At 33.4% G+C, this 22846-nt stretch carries 22 protein-coding genes; 2 read left to right on the forward strand and 20 right to left on the reverse strand.

The annotated features are described in order from the left end of the window. Positions 1-44: 44 nt before the first annotated feature. From LK443_RS07830 to LK443_RS07905, 16 genes are all read right to left on the reverse strand, one after another. Positions 45-1196, reverse strand: coding sequence for a DUF819 domain-containing protein (locus LK443_RS07830; RefSeq protein ID WP_227931371.1), 1152 nt, complete (start codon positions 1194-1196; stop codon positions 45-47). 401 nt (positions 1197-1597) lie between these two features. Continuing rightward, on the reverse strand, positions 1598-1957 hold the full coding sequence (rbfA, locus tag LK443_RS07835; protein ID WP_227931372.1) for a 30S ribosome-binding factor RbfA: 360 nt from the start codon (positions 1955-1957) through the stop codon (positions 1598-1600). A gap of 35 nt (positions 1958-1992) precedes the next feature. Continuing rightward, positions 1993-4368 carry a translation initiation factor IF-2 gene (gene infB, locus LK443_RS07840; RefSeq protein WP_227931373.1) on the reverse strand — a complete coding sequence of 792 codons (2376 nt, stop codon included), beginning with the start codon at positions 4366-4368 and terminating at the stop codon, positions 1993-1995. Between the two features lie 12 nt (positions 4369-4380). Beyond that, positions 4381-4707 carry a L7Ae/L30e/S12e/Gadd45 family ribosomal protein gene (locus LK443_RS07845; protein WP_227932477.1) on the reverse strand — a complete coding sequence of 109 codons (327 nt, stop codon included), beginning with the start codon at positions 4705-4707 and terminating at the stop codon, positions 4381-4383. Continuing rightward, positions 4694-4996: an RNase P modulator RnpM gene (gene rnpM, locus LK443_RS07850; RefSeq protein ID WP_227931374.1), complete on the reverse strand. Its 303-nt coding sequence runs from the start codon at positions 4994-4996 to the stop codon at positions 4694-4696. The genes LK443_RS07845 and rnpM overlap by 14 nt, the downstream gene beginning before the upstream one ends. A gap of 18 nt (positions 4997-5014) precedes the next feature. Continuing rightward, positions 5015-6124 carry a transcription termination factor NusA gene (gene nusA, locus LK443_RS07855; RefSeq protein ID WP_227931375.1) on the reverse strand — a complete coding sequence of 370 codons (1110 nt, stop codon included), beginning with the start codon at positions 6122-6124 and terminating at the stop codon, positions 5015-5017. 38 nt (positions 6125-6162) lie between these two features. Further along, a complete protein-coding gene (gene rimP / locus LK443_RS07860; protein ID WP_227931376.1) occupies positions 6163-6636 on the reverse strand; it encodes a ribosome maturation factor RimP in 474 nt (157 codons plus the stop codon). 427 nt (positions 6637-7063) lie between these two features. Then, positions 7064-7822 (reverse strand): TrmH family RNA methyltransferase, encoded by a 759-nt coding sequence (locus tag LK443_RS07865; protein WP_227931377.1) that lies wholly within the window; start codon positions 7820-7822, stop codon positions 7064-7066. Between the two features lie 11 nt (positions 7823-7833). Continuing rightward, positions 7834-8196, reverse strand: coding sequence for a hypothetical protein (locus LK443_RS07870; protein WP_227931378.1), 363 nt, complete (start codon positions 8194-8196; stop codon positions 7834-7836). Between the two features lie 15 nt (positions 8197-8211). Next, entirely contained in the window at positions 8212-9432 is a 1221-nt protein-coding gene (locus LK443_RS07875; protein ID WP_227931379.1) for a DEAD/DEAH box helicase, read from the reverse strand. A gap of 9 nt (positions 9433-9441) precedes the next feature. Further along, a complete protein-coding gene (locus LK443_RS07880; protein ID WP_227931381.1) occupies positions 9442-10428 on the reverse strand; it encodes a Gfo/Idh/MocA family protein in 987 nt (328 codons plus the stop codon). 103 nt (positions 10429-10531) lie between these two features. After that, the gene (locus tag LK443_RS07885; protein WP_227931382.1) at positions 10532-11182 is read right to left on the reverse strand and encodes an amino acid ABC transporter permease; all 651 of its coding nucleotides are present in this window, start codon (positions 11180-11182) and stop codon (positions 10532-10534) included. A gap of 13 nt (positions 11183-11195) precedes the next feature. Then, a complete protein-coding gene (locus tag LK443_RS07890) occupies positions 11196-12071 on the reverse strand; it encodes a transporter substrate-binding domain-containing protein (RefSeq protein WP_227931383.1) in 876 nt (291 codons plus the stop codon). Positions 12072-12454: 383 nt separating this feature from the next. Further along, positions 12455-14224, reverse strand: a complete 1770-nt coding sequence (gene uvrC / locus LK443_RS07895; protein ID WP_227931384.1) for an excinuclease ABC subunit UvrC — start codon at positions 14222-14224, stop codon at positions 12455-12457. Between the two features lie 20 nt (positions 14225-14244). Next, a complete protein-coding gene (locus LK443_RS07900; RefSeq protein ID WP_227931385.1) occupies positions 14245-15423 on the reverse strand; it encodes an iron-containing alcohol dehydrogenase in 1179 nt (392 codons plus the stop codon). 141 nt (positions 15424-15564) lie between these two features. Then, positions 15565-15900 carry a hypothetical protein gene (locus LK443_RS07905; RefSeq protein WP_227931386.1) on the reverse strand — a complete coding sequence of 112 codons (336 nt, stop codon included), beginning with the start codon at positions 15898-15900 and terminating at the stop codon, positions 15565-15567. A 167-nt stretch (positions 15901-16067) separates the two neighbouring features. Here LK443_RS07905 and LK443_RS07910 point away from each other — a divergent pair, with 167 nt between their 5' ends. Further along, positions 16068-17099: a glycosyltransferase family 4 protein gene (locus LK443_RS07910; protein ID WP_227931387.1), complete on the forward strand. Its 1032-nt coding sequence runs from the start codon at positions 16068-16070 to the stop codon at positions 17097-17099. Between the two features lie 10 nt (positions 17100-17109). Then, entirely contained in the window at positions 17110-17736 is a 627-nt protein-coding gene (locus LK443_RS07915) for a TVP38/TMEM64 family protein (protein ID WP_227931388.1), read from the forward strand. 143 nt (positions 17737-17879) lie between these two features. On the opposite strand, the gene LK443_RS07920 is transcribed toward LK443_RS07915, so the two are convergent. The 4 genes from LK443_RS07920 to LK443_RS07935 form a co-directional block, all read right to left on the reverse strand. Then, the gene (locus tag LK443_RS07920) at positions 17880-19337 is read right to left on the reverse strand and encodes a serine hydrolase (RefSeq protein WP_227931389.1); all 1458 of its coding nucleotides are present in this window, start codon (positions 19335-19337) and stop codon (positions 17880-17882) included. A gap of 125 nt (positions 19338-19462) precedes the next feature. After that, the gene (gene guaC, locus LK443_RS07925) at positions 19463-20440 is read right to left on the reverse strand and encodes a GMP reductase (protein ID WP_227932478.1); all 978 of its coding nucleotides are present in this window, start codon (positions 20438-20440) and stop codon (positions 19463-19465) included. A gap of 271 nt (positions 20441-20711) precedes the next feature. Further along, positions 20712-21719: a signal recognition particle-docking protein FtsY gene (ftsY, locus tag LK443_RS07930; protein ID WP_227931390.1), complete on the reverse strand. Its 1008-nt coding sequence runs from the start codon at positions 21717-21719 to the stop codon at positions 20712-20714. Next, positions 21719-22555, reverse strand: coding sequence for a Cof-type HAD-IIB family hydrolase (locus LK443_RS07935; protein WP_227931391.1), 837 nt, complete (start codon positions 22553-22555; stop codon positions 21719-21721). Before LK443_RS07935 ends, ftsY begins: the two co-directional genes overlap by 1 nt. Positions 22556-22846: the final 291 nt, after the last annotated feature.

Raw genomic sequence — 22846 nt, forward strand, 5'->3', positions numbered from 1 at the left:
CATCTTCTTAGGTCTTCTTTCTAAATTGATGTTTGTCTTTTCTTTTACATTAGTAAGTTTCCTGCTAATATTCCAATATAGGTTCCTAGTATATAGCCTAATGTTCCTACTAACATGGTTGGTGCTACGAAGCGATGCCAGCCTTTTGATACTGCCATGGCTGCTGCCGTTGTTGGTCCTCCAATATTTGCATTTGATGCTAAAATAGCTTCTTCAATTGTAAAGCCAAATACTTTTGCCCCTAAGAATGTCACGAACATATTTACAAAGACCATAATGGCACAGAACACTAAAAGTAATGGAGATTTCGCAATAATCGCCTCAATTGAAGCAGGAATCCCAATAACTACGAAGAATAAGTAAATTAAGAAAGTTCCAATTTCATTTGCTCCATGAATTTTCTTAAAAAATGAAGAAAAAAATGTCGAAGCTGCAACGGTTAAAGTGGTTAGAATTAAATACTTATTCGAGATAAATTGAATCACACTATTTTGTCCAAGAGTAGCAATCCCTTTTGATAAACTAAAGCTTACCGTTACAATCACTACTGCAATCGCAAATACAAAAGCAATATCTTGTAATGTAACGACTGTTTTAGAACGATACTCTTTAGAGTCTTCTAACTCTTTATTTGAATAAGCAAATTTAAAATGCTTCTTGAAAAATGCCATAGATGGAATCATTAATAAAATTAAGAAATAAAATACCATTAATAAATTATCCGCTACAGTAGCGGCAGAAATTAATTCTTTTGGAATATCAAATGCAGAAGCAACTGCCACAAAGTTAACTCCACCACCGATATAACTTCCAACCATCATTCCGGCAATATGATTCAATACAGGAATCATTTTGACTAAGAAAGCATATCCTACTAAAGCCCCTAATATAGTTCCGACAGAACTAATTAAGAAAATCAATAATAGACGTCCACTTTCTTTCCAAATTTGTTTTAAATCACATGTAAATAATAACATCGGAATCGCTAATGGAACTACAACACCCCATACTTGATCATAAACAGGAGATTCAACAGGAATGATGCCAACATTGCTTAATGTAGCTGCTGCTAATAAACCAATAATCGGACCACTAATTTTCGATGCCCATTCATAATGATTTTCTAAATAAATACTTGCTGTTGCAATGACAATAATAATAGACCAAAGAATCCAAGTCTCATTTGCAGAAATCATAACACACCTCTTTTATTCATAGTGTGTCCATTATACCACAGTAATTTAATTTTTTATAAATAAAAATAGACTTCTCTGTAGTTGCTAGGGACGCAAGCAGCCTCGCTTTTGCGAGTCTCATTGCTTTAGCTACTACGGAGAGTTTTTTTATTTGTTATAAAATAAAAGACTATCCAAAGTAGTAAGCAGTCAATTAAACCTATTTTACGTTTCCTACTAAAAAAGTAATAGTTCTTAAAGGTAAATACAAATAAAAAATTCTATAGTAATATGCGTAAAAGTAGCCATTTGGCTACTTTTACTAGGGAAATTTGAGACCATGGCTCAAATTTTAGCCAAGAGACCCCATAGGGGGCTACTGGCGTCCTTTATTACTATAGAAAAACTTTTTTTATTTGTATTTAACGTTCCTCATCCTCTTGTTGGATACTCTTCAACAATTCTTCGATATGGTTTCCATAATCAACAGACTCATCACGTTTAAAAATTAATTCAGGCGTTTTATAGAGAGATAAACGTTTCCCTAATTCACGACGAATTAAACCTTTAGATTTTTCCAATCCACGTTCAGTTGCTTGGCGTTCACTCGCTAAAGTTTGCAAAGTTGTATAATAAACCGTCGCAATTTGCAAATCGCCCGTTACATCGACCTCGGTAATAGTAATTTCTTGCACACGAGGATCACGAACTTTTTTTGACAAAATATCATTCACTTCTCTCAAAATTTCTTGAGAAACACGACCAACACGGAAATTCGCCATTTGATACTCTCCTCTCTTCATTCCATCATTTCAGACTATTTTCTTTTAATTTCAACCATTTCAAATGCTTCGATAATATCATCTACTTTAATATCATTGTAGCCTTCAATCATAATTCCACATTCAAATCCTAATTTCACTTCTTTAGCATCATCTTTGAAACGTTTCAAGCTTGCTAATTCACCTTCGTAAATAACAATGTTATCACGGATTAAACGAACTTGACTAGAACGTTTTACAACCCCTTCAGTAACATATGAACCAGCAATTGTACCTAATTTAGAAACTGTATACGTTTCACGAACGATAGCAGAACCTGTAATTTTCTCTTCAAATTCAGGATCTAACATACCTTTCATCGCTGTTTCAATTTCATCAATAACATTATAAATAATACGGTGTAAACGAATATCTACTTGATCAGATTCAGCTTGAATCTTCGCTTGAGGTGTAGGTCTTACGTTGAAACCAATAATAATCGCATTACTTGCTGTTGCTAAAGTAATATCACTTTCATTAATTGCCCCAACAGCTGTATGAATAATTTTCACACGTACGCCTTCAACTTCAATTTTTTGTAAACTTGAAGCTAAAGCTTCAACAGAACCTTGTACGTCAGCTTTAATAATCACGTTAACTTCTTTCATTTCTCCATCTTTTAATGTTGAGAATAAGTTATCTAATGTAATACGGCTTGATGCATTACGTTGTTCAATTAAAGCACGTTTCGCACGTTCTTCACCTGCAGCACGAGCCGATTTTTCATCTTCAAATACTACGAAGCGATCTCCTGCTTGTGGTGATGCATTTAACCCTGTAATTTCTACTGGAGTTGCTGGAACAGCTGTTTTCACACGGCGTCCTTGGTCATTCACCATTACACGAACACGTCCGAATGTATTACCAACAACGATTGGGTCTCCAACTTTAAGAGTTCCTTCTTGAACTAATAATGTTGCGATAGGTCCTTTTGTTTTATCTAAACGAGCTTCAATAACTGTACCTAATGCTAAACGATTAGCATTTGCACTTAATTCTTGCATTTCAGCTACTAATAAAATCATTTCTAATAATTCTTCGATATTTTGATTAAATTTAGCAGAGATTTCAACGAAGATTGTATCTCCACCCCATGCTTCAGGAACTAAACCTAAATCAGATAATTCTTGCATCACACGACCTGGATTAGCAGCTGGTTTATCAATTTTGTTTACAGCAACAATAATTGGAACATCTGCTGCTTTAGCATGGTTAATTGCTTCAATTGTTTGTGGCATTACACCGTCATCCGCAGCAACTACAATAATTGTAATATCTGTGATATCCGCACCACGAGCACGCATTGTTGTAAACGCCGCGTGACCTGGTGTATCTAAGAATGTAATTGGTTTGCCATCAATTTTAATTTGGTAAGCACCAATATGTTGTGTAATTCCTCCAGCTTCTCCAGCTACTACAGAAGAATTTCTTAATTGGTCAAGTAAAGTTGTTTTACCATGGTCAACGTGTCCCATGATTGTAACAACTGGAGGACGAACTGCATGTGAGTCGATCTCAGCAGCTGCTTCTTCAAAGTATACATCTAAATCAGAAATGTCTTTTTCGATTTTTTCTTCAGCATCCATACCATAGTCTGCTGCTAATAATTCAATCGCATCTTTTGATAATCCTTGGTTTAATGTTGCCATTACACCTAATAAGAATAATTTTTTAATAATTTCTGCTGGTTCACGTTTAATCTTTTTCGCTAATTCAGCTACTGTCATTCCATCTGTATACACTAATACATCTGGTAATTCATGGAATTTACGTGCTGGAACTGCTGGTTTTTTTTCAGCATTCTTTTGTTGTTTACGGTTATTTTTTTGATGACGATTTTTCTTATTGAAGTTTTCTTGTGGATTACGTTCGCCACCACGTTTTTGATTTCCACGTTTGAAATCATTATTCTTTTTAGATTCACGATGATTTGAATATGATTCTGCATCACGTGACTGATGTTTTGGTCCTTTGTTTACTACTTTTTCTTGTTTTTGCATAGATTCCTTCTTATGTCCATGTTTATTTTGATTTTGGTTTGGTTGATGATTTTTATCCTGTTGTTTTGGTGAATGTGTTGGTTTTTGTTCAGCTTTTTTCACTTTTTCTTTTTTTCCAGTTTCCTTTTTAGGTTGCGCTGCATCTTTTTTTGGCTCTACTTTTTTAGGCGCAGGAGTTTCTTTCTTTTCAACAACTTTCTTTGACTTTTCTTTCTTTGTAGAAATAGAAGCTTTAATTGTTATTACTTCTCCATCTTCCATTGTTGACATATGACTGTTATAAGTAATGCCTAATTGTTTTGCTTTTTCGATAATGTCCTTACTAGGTAGTTTTAATTCTTTTGCAAGTTCATATACACGTGTTTTTGACATACGTTCACCTTCCTATTCGTTCATATCGTTAAATCCTTTCATCTTCATCAGACTTTTTGTAAAACCTTGATCAGCAATTGCGATAATCGAACGTTGTTTTCCAATCGCCTGCGAAACTTCTTCCGTTGTAAATTGCTGAATAAAAGGGATTTCATAATATTCACATTTATTTTTGATTTTCTTTACGGTATTCTCACTACTATTTGTTGTACAAATAACGAGATTCACTTTTTCTTTTTGAATACTTTGCAGTACTTGCTCTTCTCCAGATATTAGTTTACGAGCTCTTGTTGCCATTCCTAATAAATTGAGAGCTTTCTTTTTATCAATGTTTTCCATCACTAAATAACTCTTTTCTAGCTTTTTGGTGATCCACATATTGCAATAGTTCTTCATAGAAACTATCTGGGATTTCAATTTCTAATTGACGTTCAAATAAATGATTCTTCCACGCTTTTTCAACAAGAGTCGGTTCTAATGTAATATAAGCTCCTCTTCCATTGACTTTTCCAGTAGGATCAATTTGAGCGACACCTTCACTGTTACGAACAATCCGTACCAATTCTTTCTTAGGCATCATTTCTCCAGAAGCTATACAACGACGCATTGGAATTTTTCTTTTTTTCATAAGATGCCTCCTTCTTGATTATTCTTCAGTTTGGACTTCTTCATTTGCAGTTTCTTCAACTGTCGGTAATTCTGAATCTAATTGGTTTAAATATTCTTGATAAGCTGATTCTGATTTAATATCAATACGGAAACCAGTTAATTTAGCTGCTAAACGAGCATTTTGTCCACGTTTCCCAATCGCTAATGATAATTGATGATCTGGAACTACAACGATGCAGCTATTACGATCTGAATCAAAATCTACTTTCACAACTTGTGCAGGATTTAATGCATTCGCAATGTATACAGATGGATCTTCGTTCCATTCAACGATATCCATATTTTCACCATTTAATTCATTTACGATATTTTGAACACGTTGACCACGTGGCCCTACGCAAGTACCAACTGGATCTAAGTTTGTATCTCTAGAACGTACTGCAACTTTAGCACGATCTCCTGCTTCACGAGCAATCGAAACGATTTCTACAACTCCTTCATAAATTTCAGGAACTTCTTGTTCAAATAAACGTTTTAATAAATCTGGATGTGTACGACTTACGAAAATTAATGGACCTTTAGTTGTATTATCCACTTTAGATACTAATACTTTAATACGTTGATCTGGTAAATATTCTTCAGTAGGAATTTGATCTTGTTTTGTCATTCCTGCAACAATTTTACCTAAATTCACATATACATAACGGAAATCTTGACGGTCAACTACACCTGTCATAATTTCATTTTCGTATTCGATAAATTCATTATAAATATTTGTACGTTCAGCATCTCTTAAACGTTGCATAATCACTTGTTTGGCTGTTTGTGCAGCAATACGTCCAAAATCTTTTGGAGTTACTTCAAAACGAATTTTATCTCCAACTTCATAAGCTTTATGTAATTCATGAGCTTCTTCGATACTCACTTCAAGCGTTGAATCAAATACATATTCCACAACTTCTTTCACTGCATATACATGCATTTTTCCTTTTTTAGCATCAAATTCAACTTCAACATTTTGTGCTTGTCCATAGTTTTTCTTATAAGCAGAAACAAGAGCCGCTTCTAAAGCTGTAATCACAACTTCTTTAGAAATCCCTTTTTCTTCTTCAAGAATATTTAATGCTTTAATCATTTCTTTACTCATAATGTGACTCCTTTGTCAAAAATGTTTCTCATTGATTCCTAGAATTGAATCGCTAATCTAGCTTTTGCAATATTTTCACGTACAATCGTAACTGATTTTTTACGTGTTTTAATTTTCACTTCTAAAGTCACTGACTCATCAGTTACTTCCGTTAAAAATCCTTCTAAAAACTTCTCGCCTTCGATTTGTTGATAGAATGATAAATGAACATATTGTCCAATCGCTTCTTTCAAATCTTTCTCAGTTTTCAGAGGACGTTCAGCACCAGGAGAAGATACTTCAAGGAAATACGCTTGAGGAATCGGATCTGGATCTTGTGCATCTAATAATTCACTAAATTTTTCACTCATAAACGCACAATCATCTAAATCAATTCCACCTGGTTTGTCAAGGTAAAAACGTAAAAACCAATTTTTCCCTTCTTTTACAAACTCTAAATCGACTAATTCAAACCCTTCCGCTTCAATAACTGGCAAAGCGAGTGTTGAAACTAATTCTGCTACTTTACTCATAGATAACCTCCTTTACATCACTGCGTAAAAAGAGTGAGCATTCCTGCTCACTCTCCTTTCCACATCACCTTAATTCATAAATAGTATAGCACAGATAAAATTATCAATCAAACAAAACGCTCAGAACCAATAAGAGACACCAAACTAGTTCTAACAACTAACCCAAAATAGCCAAAAAATAGGCAGACAGCGAAGCGCCTCTGCCTCACGTCAGCACGTAAAAGGCATTTCCGTACCCCAGATCCTAAACGTACCCTCATGTTATGACCGAAGCACCTGGGATTGGGCGCCGTTGTGAAAATGAAAGTACTCTGTTTCCAGAGTACTTTCATAGGCAATTTTTGAGACCTTAGGCTCAAAAATTAGCCATGAGACTCCGCAGGAGGCTGCTGGCGGCCTCACAACATCAGCCCAATCCCTATATATATCACATTCTCGTTTGGTACATAAGTACCCCACTAGCAATGGCAACATTCAACGATTCCGCTTGACCAAACATAGGAATCTGAATGATACAATCCGCAGAATCAATCAATTCTTGACGAACTCCATTTCCTTCATTTCCCACCACAATCGCAACAGAATCTCTACCCGTTAACCATTGAAAATCTTTTGCTTCACGATGCAAAGCCGTTACTGCAATTGGAATATTATTTTTCTTTAATTTTGTATATACATCCATTAAATTCTCATGATAAATCGCTACGTGAAATTGGCTTCCTTGCATGGAGCGAATCACTTTATCATTATATAAATCTACACAGCCTTCCCCTAAAACAACTGCATCAAATCCTGCAGCATCAGCAGTACGAATAATCGTGCCTAAATTACCTGGGTCTTGAACCGCATCTACTAAAAGATAACGCCCCTTAGAAACTTCGACCAATGTTTTCTTTTCTAAAGGAACAATTGCTAAAATACCTTGATTCGTTTGCGTCATCGATAACTTTTCAAACACCTCTTTTGAAACAAACATTGTTAGATAGCTTTTTGTCCATTTTTCATAAAAATGAATCGTGTCCTCACTGACAACTAAACGTTGAATAGAAACATTTGATTGAATGGCTTCTTCCACTAAATGTTCCCCTTCAATCATATACGCTTCGGCCTTTTTTCTACCTTTGGAAGTTTGTAATTTTTGATAATTTTTAACCATTGCATTTTGGTGCGAACGAATAATTTCCATGTCCGTCTCCTTTATTGTTCCATCAACTGACGGAACAGTTTTAATTGTTCTTTTTGATTTGAAAAATATTTAGAACGATGAGGAATTTCAAATTGAAACTTTTCTCCTTCAACTTCAAAACTTAATTCATCATTTGATAAAAATTTCTTTTGATACTGCACTTTCTCTACTCGTTCAACCGGAAATAGTAACGGTCTTATATCAGAAAAAGTCGTATCATCTTTTAACCAAAAAAATACACATCCCATTGAAGACCAATAACAAATCGCATGTTCTTCGTGGATTAATCTTTTTACTTGAAACAACACAGCTTTGTCTTCATAGGGTAAATGGTATTCTGCTAAATGATTTTTTAAAAACTCCAATGTAAGCATCTAAGAATCTCCTTTTTACTTTTTCTTTCCTGATGATTTTTTAGCTTTAAAGGATTTTTTATCTTTTGATGGATAAGCTTTTTTAGCTGTTCCTTTTTTCTCTTTTGCTTTATAGAGTTTCTTTTCTACAAGCTTTTTCTTTTCTGCAACTTGTAGTTGGCTCGAATGAATTTGGAACGCTTCTAGTTTTGCATCAGCTGGTATGAGTTTTTTCAAGTCTCTCACTTCTTTTTCTGTTACAAAACTAATGACTAAACCATCTTTTCCCATTCTTCCCGTTCTTCCTGAACGATGCGTGTATACCTCTTTATTTTCAGGTAAATCATAATGAATCACGACTGGTAAATCTTCAATATCTAATCCACGTGCTGCCACATCTGTCGTTAATAAAATAGGAACTTCGCCTTTTTTAAAGGCTTGAATGGCTGCTTTACGATTGATTTGATTTTCTTGGCTTGTTAATAGGGCACATGGGATATTATGGTATTGTAATTTTTCTGCTAAAATCCCTGCATTTGCCAATGAATTAACAAATACTAATGCTTGATATTGCTTCATATTTGCAAATTTTCTTAACAATTCATCTTTTTTACGAACCGGAGATTCAATATACACATGTTTTACATTCCCTTTTCCTGACATTTTCTGTTCATTTTCAACCCAATTTGGTGTCATATTAATCCATTGATGGATCGATTCTAATATTTCATTTTTAGTGGCTGAAAAACAAATCATTTGTCGTTGTGATGGACATTTTTTAATAAAGGAACGAGTTTGTTCTAAATGTTCTTGTGCTAATAAATAATCAGCTTCGTCTAAAACAAGCGTTTGAACTTGATGAAGTTTTAATTTTCTTTGATTCGCTAATTCTGTTAATCGTCCTGGTGTTCCAACAACTAATTCTGGTTTTTTCTTTAAGTTTTCAATTTGACGCTTTACATTAGCTCCTCCTGCTAACACTAACATGGTTAGTTCTGGCAATTTCCATTCACGAATAACTTCACCAATTTGTTGTGCTAATTCTTGACTAGGTACTAAAATGACTGCTTGTAGTTCATGATTGATTTCAATTTTTTCTAATAAAGGTAACAGATAAGCTAATGTTTTCCCTGTTCCAGTTGGAGAGACGGCTACTACATCTTCCCCTTTTTGAATCAATTCCTTTGTTGCTTCTTGAATCGGGGTTAAGTCTTTAAACCCTTTTTCATTCCATTTGTTTTGAATATATTCTTTCATGATTTCTCCTTAATTAAATGTAATTCCTGCTGAATTTCTTAATGCTTCAATCACTTCTAAAACATTTCGACTTATTTTTTTACTTTGTTCATATTGTTTTAGGGATTCTGGTGTGCGTTCTAATATTTTTGCGAAAGCAACGGCTTCCCATTCTAATGGATTATTACGAAGTTTGTATTTCTTTGTTTCTCCAACTTCACTCATATATAGTGTTTTGACTTCTTTAATTTCTTGACAGTCATTGATTTGCAATGTTTCTTTACCAAAGTAAATTTCTTGAGGTAGACATACGTTTAACACTTTCCCAACAAAAATCGTTACATCAAATGTTGGATACTCCAATGATATGATTCCTTGTCCATCTGCTTGATTTTGTAATTTACGTGCTTGATAATGAGCCTTCTCCGGCATTCCGAACCAACTAATCGCATTGTAAATTGGATAAACTCCTAAATCCATTAAAGCTCCACCACCAGAAGCTAATGAAAATGAATTCGCAATCTCGCCTCTTAAAAATGCATCATATTTTGAAGAGTATTTTGCATACGATAGAACAGCTCCTTTTACTTCATCCATTTTAGAAGCAATCATTTTTCCAACTTCATGAAAGGCTGGTTCATAATAATGACGAATAGCTTCAATCACTAATAAATTTTTTTCCATCGCTAATTGATGAACTTCATCCCATTCTTCAACAGATAAAAAGGATGGTTTTTCAACAATAATATTTTTCTGATGCTCTAATAATTGTTTTGAATAGTCCCCATGTGTATGGTTTGGTGCTCCGATATAGACAACATCCCAGTTATTTTCTAATAAAAATTCACTCCATTGATTTGTCCAAGAAGGAATTTGGTGTTTTTCAGCAAATTCTTCTGCTTTTTCTAGTGTTCTACTGTATACAGATACTACTTCAAAACTCAACGTTTCTTTAACGGCTTCCACAAAAGAAGAAGATATCCACCCTGTGCCTATAATCGCTAATTTTTTCATCATCACCACTCCTTTTCTTCCTGGATAGTCTATCATATTTTCCTTAAAATCTCTAGCAATCCTCGTTGCATACAAAAAAGAGGCTGGAATTCCAACCTCTACATTTCTAATATAATGATAAACTTTTTTCTAAAATTTTCTGACCTTGTTCAAACACTAAACAGATACTCCAGTAAATTAATGCGACTAAAATATACATCGTCATATAATCGAATTCTCGACCTCCAACAATTTTAGCGTTTTGAAAAATATCAGGAACCGTAATCATCGCTACCAACGACGTTCCTTTTATCATATCTAATAAAACATTACTTAAAGGAGGTACTGAAATTCTAACTGCTTGAGGAACAATAACTCTTCTTAATGTTTGGAAATAATTCAATCCCAAGGAAGTAGAAGCTTCCCATTGTCCATAGTCCACTGCATCAATAGAAGATCGTAAAACTTCACAAATATATGCACTACTTGCAATACTGAAGCATAAGATTGCACAGACTATAGCTGGGAGTTGAATTTTTAAATAAGGTAATCCAAAATATAATAAGAATAAAAATACTAATGTAGGAGTTCCTCTCATAAAAGAAACATGGAAATTAGCAATCATTCTTAAAACTCTTATGTCCGATCGTTTCATTAATACAAGCATGAACCCTAAGATCGTTCCAAAAATAAAACTTACTCCAGCAATTCCTAATGTATATTGTAAACCACTTAATACAAAGGAAAGACTATGAATCGCTAACTTAAGATTAAACAATCGTCATCGCCTCTTATTCTACATCAGAAAAATCAATTTTTTCTAATTTCAAGTCTTTTGGTTGAGTTACATCTTCCCCAGCAAAGAATGTTTTAGAAATTTCTGTTAAAGTTCCATCTTCTTTCATTGATTTTAATGCTTCATTGAATTTTTGTTGGATAACGTCATTTCCTAATTTTATAGAGAAGCTTACGCTATATGGGTTTGCGAAAACACCTTCGTTAATTTTAATTGGGAAAGTATCTTTACCGAATGCTACAGCAATTTTTTGTAAGTAATAGTCATTGATAATAACATCTGTACGACCATTTACTAAATCAGACATATAAACATCATTTGTAACATTGTCATAGATGACTAATTCTGCACCTAATTTTTTAGCAAGTTTCATATAGTTTGTACTTGCAGCACCTGCAGCTTTTTTCCCTTTTACATCAGCCCAAGAAGAAATTCCTGAATTGTCGCTTTCACGAACTACCATTGATGTAAATGAATATTTATGAGGTTCAGTACGTAAATATTTATCAATATTTTTTGCCCCATCTTCAATTGAATAATTGGCAATATCCACTTGACCGCTATCTAAAGCAGTTAACATACCGTCAACACCCATTTCAGTGAATTCAACTTCTAATTTTAATCGTTTAGCTACTTCTTTTACAATCTCAACATCATAACCCGTTAAAGAGTTGTCTTTATCTGTATGGAATGATTGTGGATATAAAGTACCTGCTGTTGCAACTTTAATCTTTCCTGCTTTTTCAATTGCATTCCAATTTTTTTGAGCTTGTGATACAGTACCCTTGCTTGTAGTAGTACTTGTTGAAGTTGAGCAAGCTCCTAACAATAATGTTGCAGCAACTGCACCTAGTTTAAGCCATGTATTCATGATTTCGCCTGCCTTTTTTTCATATATTTTTGACTAACCTAACATAGCACGCCCTGAGAAATAAATCAATCATTTTTTACTTTTTTATAAAAAAATATAACAGATTAAAAAATCTGTTATACAAACAATTAAACAATACTAAAACCTTTTATAACAATTAAAGATACAGAAGTGAATATGAATTAACACTAATTCTCCCCCCTCATGTACACTAATAGGCAAACAGCGCAACGCGCGCATTTACCACATGATAGAACATATATGAGTTTAACGTAAAAATATCTTATACGAAATATCCGTTAATGAATGACACACATGCTCTTTCACACCGGTGTGAAAGAGCACGAGCCTCACCCCCATATGAGAAATCCCTATACACATACCTAAACTGATTCTTTGATACGCTTCGCCACTTTCTCAGAAATCCCCAGTTTTTGAATCTCCTCGACTGTCGCCTCCTTAATTCCCTTCATCGTTTTAAAATGCTGTAATAATTTCGTACGAGTCTTCGGTCCAACTCCTTCAATCTCATCAAGTATCGAAGAAAAAGCATGTTTACTTCGTACCTGACGATGAAACGTAATCGCATATCGATGGACTTCCTCTTGAATTCGTTGCAATAAATGAAAAGCATGACTCGTTGGATCTAGTTCGATTTGTTCATACTCTTCTCCGTAAAGCAAATGAGCGGTCTTATGTTTCTCATCCTTTACCATTCCTGCAATCGGAATTGATAAGCCAAGTTCATCTTTTAAAACTTCCAGGGCAGCTCTCATCTGAACTTTTCCACCATCCATCAAAATTAAATCCGGTAAAGGTTTCTGTTCTTTTAATAATCTTGAATATCGTCTTCTAACGACTTCTTGTGTCGTTAAAAATTCATGACTCCCTTCTACCGTTTTTATGTTGAATTTTCGATAACTTTTCTTCTCCGGTTTCCCGTCTCGATAAACGACCATTGCTGATACAGGATTTGTCCCTTGAATATTCGAGTGGTCAAATGACTCAATCACGCTTAAACGGCTTAAATCAAGTGCTTGTCGTAATTGTTCCACCGCACCTAAAGTTTTTTGCTGACTATTCTCATCAATCTTGAATTTTTCAAATAAAGCTACTTCACTATTTTGTGTCGCTAAATCAAGCATTCGCTTCTTCGATCCTCTTTGAGGGGTTAATACTTTGACTTCTAATACTTCAGATAATAATTCCTTATCAATTTCTTCTGGAACTAATATTTCTTTAGGTAAAATATGATTTTGTTCTTGATAAAACTGAACAATAAATGACGTTAATTCCTCTTCAGCCGCATTGTAAATTGGAAATAATGCTGCTTCTCTCTTGATAATTGTGGATTGTCTAAGTAAAAAGACTTGAATAGAAATCCAACCTCTATCCATATGGAATGAGAATACATCCCGATTTGTAAAGTCTTGAGACATAATATGCTGTTTTTCTACTGTTGTTTCAATATATTGAATTTGATTTCTGTAATCAATGGCTCGTTCAAACTCTAATTGTTCTGAAGCTTCATCCATTTTCTTTTGCAAATCTTGCTTAATTTCTTTTACATTACCTTCAAGAAAACGTTGAATTTTTTTCTTTTGTTGTTGATAAATTTCTGGTGAAACTTCATGGTCACAACAACCAATACATTGTCCTAAATGGTAATAGAAACAAGCACGTGTTTCATTTTTTCCACATTTTCTTAATGGATAAATTTTTTGAATGAGCTGTTGCGTTTCTGTTGCAGCATAAACATTCGGATAAGGTCCAAAATACATGCCCCCATCTTTTTCAACATTACTTGTAATCACTAGTTGAGGATCTCGCTCATTTGTAATTTTTAAATAAGGATACATCGTTCCTTGTTTTAATTTAATATTGTAATAAGGTTGGTATTTCTTAATTAAATTAATTTCTAATAATAACGATTCTTTATTAGTTTTTGTGACAATAAATTCAAAATGATGAATTTCACTCACTAATTTTTCAGTTTTAGTATTATGTGCTCCACGGAAATAGGAGCGTACTCGATTTTTTAAGTTTTTTGCCTTACCAATATAAATAATTTCATCCTCTTGATTCTTCATCAAGTAACATCCTGGTAAATCAGGCAATTGTTTTAACTTTTCTTCAATTAATTCACTTGCCATCTTTTCGCTCCTTTCCCCCACTATAATGCAGTATGATAAATGATTCTTGCATCTTCTAATTCTAAATTATGATGCTCTGATAAATGAATTTTCTCGTGACGACCTAATCCTTCCACTAATGCCTCAATAACTGATTCATCTAATGAAACATCTTTAAATCGAATCGGTGCACCTAATGATGCAAAGAATTCTTCTGTTTTTTCAATCGCTCTATTTACAATTTCTTCTGGTGTTCCTGATAAATCCCACACTCGTTTTCCATATTGAATGAGTTTGTCCCATTTTTGTTCTTTACGAACTTTCATCATTGCTGGTAACACAATCGATAATGTACGTCCATGGTCAATTCCATGATTTAATGTAATTTCATGTCCTAATGCATGAGTTGCCCAGTCTGTCGGTACTCCTGCAGAAATGGTTCCATTTAATGCATTTGTAGCACACCACATAAAGTTCGCTCTTGCAGCAAAGTCATGATTATCCTCATCAATGACAGTTGGGGCAATTTCAATTAATGTTTGTAAAATCCCTTCTGCATAACGATCTTGTAATTTTGCATCTACAGGATAAGTTAAATAATTTTCCATCGTATGAATAAATGTATCTAATACGCCATTAACTAATTGACGTTTTGGTAATGTATACGTTAATTCAGGTTCTAGTACTGAAAACTGAGGGAATGTAACATCTGGTCTAAAACTAACTTTTGCTTTTAATGCTACAAAGGTAATCACTGCACCACTATTCATTTCTGAAGCAGTTGCAGGTAATGTTAAAATCGTTCCAAATGGAACAGCTTTCGTAACAGGAAGTCCTTTCCCAAATCCACCTCTAAACATATCTAATGGATTTCCATCAAAAACACTTGCTGCAGCTACAAACTTTGTTCCATCAATGACAGAACCACCACCAATCGCTAGTAAGTATGTAAACCCTTCTTCTTTTACACGTGCAACAGCCTTAATTAATGTTTCGTATGTTGGGTTTGCTTCGATTCCTCCAAACTCATCCCATTTGCGATTCCCTAACGCTTGTACAGCACGGTCAAAAGCTCCATTTTGTTTAACAGAACCTCCACCGTATAAAATTAATACTTTTGCATCTTTTGGAATTTCTCCATCAATATCCTTAATACGATTTTTTCCAAATAAAATTTTTGTTGGGTTTCTAAATGTAAAATTACGAATTCCTAATTCCATAGTATCTCCTACTTTTCTATTTGATGATATCAAGCTCTAACTCTTGAGGCAAATCACACGACTTAAAAAGAAAAAAACTCCTGAAGGGAATTCCAACAGGAGTTGATATAGATTATACTTCATCCATTTCTCAAAAATATCTTAATTAAAATAAATTTCTAAATATTTATCCAATCTCTCGGCTGAAATTTCTTTTTCTAATTTTGATATTTCAGTTGGACTTAAACTAATCTCACCATGACATACACCAGCTTCATCATATGCTACAATTACTTCGCCAATATCTTCCCGTTGTTCTCGTTGAACTTTCGCAAAGTGCTGTAATAAAGTTTGTTCTACTTCTGTTGCACAATGCTTACGTAATAGGCAAAAATGCTCTGCAATTGCTGTTGGAATGTAATAACAATCCACTAATGTCATAGATTCTTTTAAATTTTTAGACGCTTTACCTTTAGGTTTATTTTTCTGACGCTTCATGAATAACCTCTCTTGATTTCTCTTCATCTAGTATACAAAAAAATTACCCATAAGGCAAAAAGTTATCTTTGAATTTTCAAATCTTTCTTAAGATTTTACTAGCTATTTTCCAAATGGTTCATTTCATGGTAAAATAGTAAACGAAATTGTTTCTTAAAGGAGTCAATATGTTAACGATCAATATGCTTACACGAGCAGATAGTGTAAAAGGACAAGGTGTTCTATCTGCTACAGAAGAACAAATTAATCTCGTAACAGAAGGTTTAAAAGACTATCAAGTCGTTGTGAATCAATTAAAAACTTACGATATTACTCATATTCATACAATTAATCCAGATTTTTTAATTAAATCTGTTATCACAAGACAAAATCGTCCAATGATTGCTTCTGTTCATTTTTTACCGGAAACTTTAGAAAAAAGTATTTCCTTGCCTCGTCCCTTAAAAGAATTGTTTTATAAATATGTTCTTCAATTTTATAAACAAGCAGATTATTTAGTAACCGTTAATCCACGTTTTATTGAAGATTTAGAACATTATGGTATTTCAAAAGAAAAAATCACTTATATTCCAAATTTTGTATCACGTGATACTTTTTATAAAATTACTGATCGTTCAAAAGCAGCTCTTCGAGAATCTTTTGGATTAGATCCAAATAAATTTACCGTTGTATCTGCTGGACAATTACAGATGAGAAAAGGTGTTTTAGAATTTATTGATTTAGCGAAAAAAATGCCTGATATCCAATTTGTTTGGGCAGGTGACTTTGCATTCAAAGGGATTTCTGAAGGTCGAAAAGAAATTATGGAACATATGGATGAATTACCAGGTAATGTTCATTTCTTAGGACTTGTAGAAAGAGAACGAATGAATGAATTCTTTAATATGGGAGATGTGATGTTGCAACTTTCGTTTGAAGAGTTATTCCCTATGACGATTTTGGAATCTATGAACGCCAATATTCCCTTATTATTAAGAGATTTAAGAGAATATCGCCCTATTTTATTCGATTATTATTTAAAAGGAAATTCTCAAGTACAATTCCAAGAGATTTTACGTCAATTACAGCAAGATGAGGCTTTCTATCAAGAAGCTTGCGAAAAATCTAGAAAAGGAGAGCAATTTTACTCTAAAGAAAATGTACTCCAACAATGGCAAGCGTTTTATGATAAAGTAGCTGTTGAAAATCATTTAAAATAAAGGAGAATTTATGACTGAAACACATATTAAACAAGGTAAGCCTTTATCTCCCTTTGCACAAAAATTGCTGCATGCTTCTTCTATTGCTGGAGCAATTGCTACTGTTATCTTTTGTATTTGGGCGTATCAAAAAGGTTTATTTACTTCCCAAGAAGCACTTAGCGAATATATGCAACGTGCAGGCATTTGGGGACCACCTGTTTTCATCCTATTACAAGTTTTGCAAACCGTTATTCCGATTATCCCGGGTGCTTTAACAAGTATTGCTGGTGTCTATATTTATGGAATGTTTATAGGAAATCTCTACAACTATATCGGCATTATCATTGGTTCCATTATAGCTTTCCATTTAGCTCGAATTTACGGACAACTCTTTGTAAAATCAATGGTCAATGATAGTACGTATCATCGTTATATTGGATGGATAAATCGTGGAAATAAATTTGATTACTTTTTTACTTTCATGATGGCTTTTCCTGTTTCACCTGATGATTTCCTATGTATGCTTGCAGGTTTAACAAAAATGAGTTATAAAAAGTTCATCATCATTATTTTAATTTGTAAACCTATTACTTTAGCGGCATATACTTATGGATTAACTGCGATTATCGATTATATTTGGGCTTTTTTCAAATAATTATTGAATTAAGGCTTATCGATTCGTTAAAATAAAAATATTTTTAAATTTATTTATTGCTGTAGCAAGGACGCCAGCAACCCCTTCGGGTTTATGGCTAAAAAAGCTTAAAATCATTCATTGTCGATGATTTTAAGCTTTTTTTATTTTTTTAAAATAAATACAATACAAACAATAATGGCACTAATAACACAAGCTAATCCAATAATAATTGCACCTAATAAAATTGGCTGATCAGAAAGGCTTAATAAAAATTTTTCAAAATTAATCGTTAATTCTGATTTAGCTTCCACAGTTGTATTTTGTTTACTTTCTTTATTCTCTTTTACTTCTTCTGGAATAATTGTAACAGGATAAGTTAATGGTTCTATTTTTGAAGTAATACGAGGAAGGTCTGTATCAATAACAATCTTATCCTCCTTCAAATGATATTTAGGAGTTTCACCAATTCGAACTAATGTCTTAATATCTTTATCTAGTTGAACTTTCACTCCATCAATCGTATGTTCTCCTGCTTTAAGAATTGTTTGAGTCTCATATTCAGAAAAAGCTTTTCTCAGTAATCCATTTCCGATTTGGCTCTTGAAGAAAGAACTATTCTCCTTATCTTCCCAAGATCCTACTCCTAAAATAACTTGAATAAAACGTGTTTCTTCTTGTTTAGCAGTTAGTAAATGGTTAAATGCTGCACTAGGACTTGAACCTGTTTTAAACCCATCTACTCCTGGAAAGCCTTGAGTCATTCCTGGAATCGAACTGTTATAAGTGTAAAATGATTCTTCATAAGGTGTTCCCACCATAACCGTAATTAAAGGATTTTTCGTAAAATTTGTAATTTCTGGAAAATCTTTTAAGAAATGATACGCTAAAATAGCTAAATCTCTTGCTGTAGTTTGATTATAATGATTGTTATTATATCCCTCTGGTGCATAGTATCCTCTAAATGCAGAAGCAACTGCCCCACTAGCATTATTGAATTTTGTATTCTCCATGCCCCATTCTTTAAATTTAGCGTTCATCTTATCTAAAAATTCTGTGTCCGTTAAACCTGTCGCTCTTGCCACCATTAATGTAGCAACATTTGAAGACGGATAAAACATCATATACAATAATTCTTCAATTGGATAATCTACTCCAGCAACAATAATATTATTACTAATATCTCCAATCGTGGAAATTGCTCGATCTTCTTCTGTTGCAGTGACAATTGTATTTAAAGATAACTTGCCTTCTTTCATCGCTTCAAACGCCATATAAGCCGTCATCATTTTTGAAATACTAGCTGGATCCCATGGTTGGTCAATATTACTGCCAAAAACAATCTCTCCCGTATCAGCATCCACCATAATGGTACTTTCTGGTCTATAATATTCATCGACACCATAGCCTTGTTCTGCTATAGCATCCATTACATCTTCCCTAAATGGAATTGCAACAGTTGTTTGTTCAATTTTTTCAGCTTCTTGAGTTTTTTCTGATTCTACGGTAGTTTCTTGCGTAGCTTCTTTTGTAGTAGAAACATTTTCCTCCGCTAAAATAGCACTTGTACAAAATAATGAAGCCATAAGGAAACTAAATCCCAAAATATGTTTAATTTTCACAAATGATCCTCCTCTATAACTCTATTATTCTACTCTTTTTTGCGGAATTTAGCAAAAATTCTTACTAAAGCATAAAAATTGCCGATTCAATTTTACTCGAATCGGCATTGAATCTTTTTTTAATTTTAAATAGAATCTCCATTAAAAATTGAATTTTTAACAATAACGTAATCCACTTTACGAATTGATTCTAAGTCTGAACCTCCCGCATAAGAAATAGAAGATTGTAAATCTTGTTGCATTTCTACTAAAGTATCCTTTAATGAACCTTTATAAGGAACAATGATTTTTTTACCTTCAACATTTTTGCGTTCGCCTTTTTGGAATTCTGATGCACTACCGAAATATTCTTTGAAACGTTCTCCATTAATTTCAACTGTTTTACCTGGTGATTCTTCATGGCCAGCAAATAATGAACCAATCATGACCATTGTAGCTCCAAAACGAATTGATTTGGCAATATCCCCGTGAGTACGAATTCCTCCATCCGCAATAATTGGTTTACGGGCTGCTTTTGAGCACCAACGAAGGGCTGCTAATTGCCAACCACCAGTACCAAATCCTGTTTTAATTTTTGTAATACATACTTTACCAGGTCCAATACCCACTTTTGTCGCATCTGCTCCTGCATTTTCTAATTCACGAACGGCTTCTGGTGTACCAACATTTCCAGCAATGACAAAAGTATCTGGTAAATGTTTTTTAATATGTCCAATCATATTAATAACTGAATTAGCATGTCCATGGGCAATATCAATGGTAATATAATCCGGAATTAAATTTTTCTCTTTTAATTCTTCAATAAATTCATATTCATGAGGTTTTACACCCACACTAATTGAAGCAATAAGATTTTTTTTATGCATTTTTTTAATAAATGGAATTCTTCCTTCTTCATCAAACCGATGCATAATATAAAAATATCCATTTTCTGCTAGAAATTCTGCAACTGATTCATCAATAATCGTTTGCATATTAGCAGGTACTACAGGGATTTTAAAAGTGTGTTTTCCTAATTGAACACTTGTATTGCATTCTGAACGACTATTTACAATACATTTATTCGGTACTAATTGAATATCTTCATAGTCAAAAACTTTCATTTCAAACATGAGGTAACCTCCTTAAATAAGCATTTGTTCCATATCTGTTACCACGAATTATTTTAACTTATTTCGACCAAAATGTAAACTAAAATCTATATTTTCTTGAACATTAATTCGTACAACGTTTGTATTATATAGTAAAACACGAACAAAAAGGTTAAGGAAAATAAAAAAAGACTTTCTAAAGTAGCAGTTTTAGCCATGAGATTCAATTGAGAACCTACTACCGTCCTTGCTACATTTAAAAAGTCATAAAAAATAAATAATACTATTTTAACGAATCCTTCACTAATCCGAAGATAAACTGTGTTGAGTCAAATGGTTGTAAATCGTCCATTTTTTCCCCTAATCCAATAAATTTAACAGGAATATTCATTTCATGACGAATCGATAAAATTACGCCACCTTTTGCAGTGCCATCTAATTTTGTTAAAATCAAACCTGTCACGTCAATCGTTTCTTTAAATTGTTTTGCTTGAACTAAAGCATTTTGTCCAGTTGTCGCATCTAATACTAATAAAGTTTCATCTGCTCCCTTTTCGATTTCTCTAGAAATAATACGGTTCATTTTTTCTAATTCTTTCATTAAGTTTACTTTATTTTGTAGACGACCAGCTGTATCAATTAATAAATAATCGATATTTTCTGCTTTCGCTTTTTTAATGGCATCATACACAACAGAAGAAGGATCTCCACCTTCTTTACCACTAACTACTGGAACACCTACACGTTCGCCCCAAATTTCTAATTGTTGAATGGCTCCAGCACGGAATGTATCGCCCGCTGCTAATAATACAGAATGACCTTCTTGTTTTAATCTCCAAGCAATTTTACCAATCGTAGTTGTTTTACCAACACCATTTACTCCGACAAATAGTAATACCGTTGGTCTACCTTCAGCTTTTGCTAAAGTTGCTAAATTGTCTTCACCTTTTTCATAAATATCTACCATTTTTTCAATAATAACTTGTTTGACATCATGAGCATTTTTAGCATTTTGTAAACGAACTTCATCTCTTAAAGCATCCGTAATCGCTAACGTCATTTCAAAGCCTACATCTGAAGAAATAAATGTTTCTTCTAAATCATCGAAAAAATCTTCATCAATTGTTCTAAAATCAGCTAAAAATTCATTTAAATGATCCGAAAAACTTTTACGAGTTTTTTGCATTCCTTGGTCATATTTATCAATAATAATCGAAGTTTCTTGTTCCTGCTGTTTAATGACAGCATCTTCACCGGTAAAGGCACGTTTAATACGATCAAATAATCCCATTATTTCACTCCTTCTCTTTCACGTTTATTTTGTTCTAAAATGTGATAAATAGCATGAGCTACCCCAGATTCTTCATTTGTCTTCGTAATGAATTTCGCCACTTCTTTTACTTTTGGAGAACCATTTCCCATTGCTACTGGGAATCCAACAGTTGTTAGCATTGATAAATCATTTTCTTCGTCTCCACAAGCTGCAATTTCCTCTACTGTAATTCCTAAAATTTCAGCTAAATGCGTTAACCCTGTTCCTTTAGAAACTTCTTTTGGAACTACTTCTAATAAGAAAGTACGTGACTTCATACAATTGAATTTTTCAAAGAAAGCTTCTGGTAATTGACGAATTCCTTCATCTAATAGTGATTCTTCAATACATAGCACTGCCTTATAAAACACATGGATTTCTTCAAATTCCGATGGATTTTTTGTAATGAACTCAATTGGATGAGGTAAGCCTGGATAAATAGAAGGTCTTCCTTCCGGATAAGTTCTTTCATAAGCTCTTTCTAAATCAATCATAACAAGAGGTAAGCCAACTTTATACGCTTCTTCATAGCAGTATTGCATATCATCTTTTGAATGACCTTGTTTAAATAAAATTTCTTGTGATTTTGTTTTTTGAATAATTCCACCATTGTAATTGATAGAAAAATCATCATCACCTAATAATTCTAATTCTTCTAATAAATGATATATACTCATTAAAGGACGACCTGTACAAAGAACAATTTTTACTCCTTGTTCTTTCGCCAGTTGAATGGCTTTTTTATTTTCAGGTGTTACTTTTTTATCATCTGTTAGTAATGTTCCATCTAAGTCTAGTGCAATGACTTTTATCATACAATCTCTCCTTTTTTTACTCTAGGGGGGTGCATTTTGCATCAGGGGGGTGCATTTCCTAGAGCTCGTCATTCTTTTGATTTCATTCTTGTATTATACCAAATTTTTAGGTTTGTGACTATTCCTAAAGAAAAAGCCATATCACAGGGATATAGCTTCTTTGTTTTTATTGAATGAATCATTTAATTAATCACTAATGAAGTTTATACAAAATTATTGGCACTTTTATTTTACCTATAATCGATATGATAAAATCTTACAAATTATATCCACCAACAAGATTTGTCGAAC

The sequence above is a fragment of the Granulicatella elegans genome, from assembly GCF_020735385.1.
In the GTDB taxonomy this organism is placed as follows: domain Bacteria; phylum Bacillota; class Bacilli; order Lactobacillales; family Aerococcaceae; genus Granulicatella; species Granulicatella elegans_B.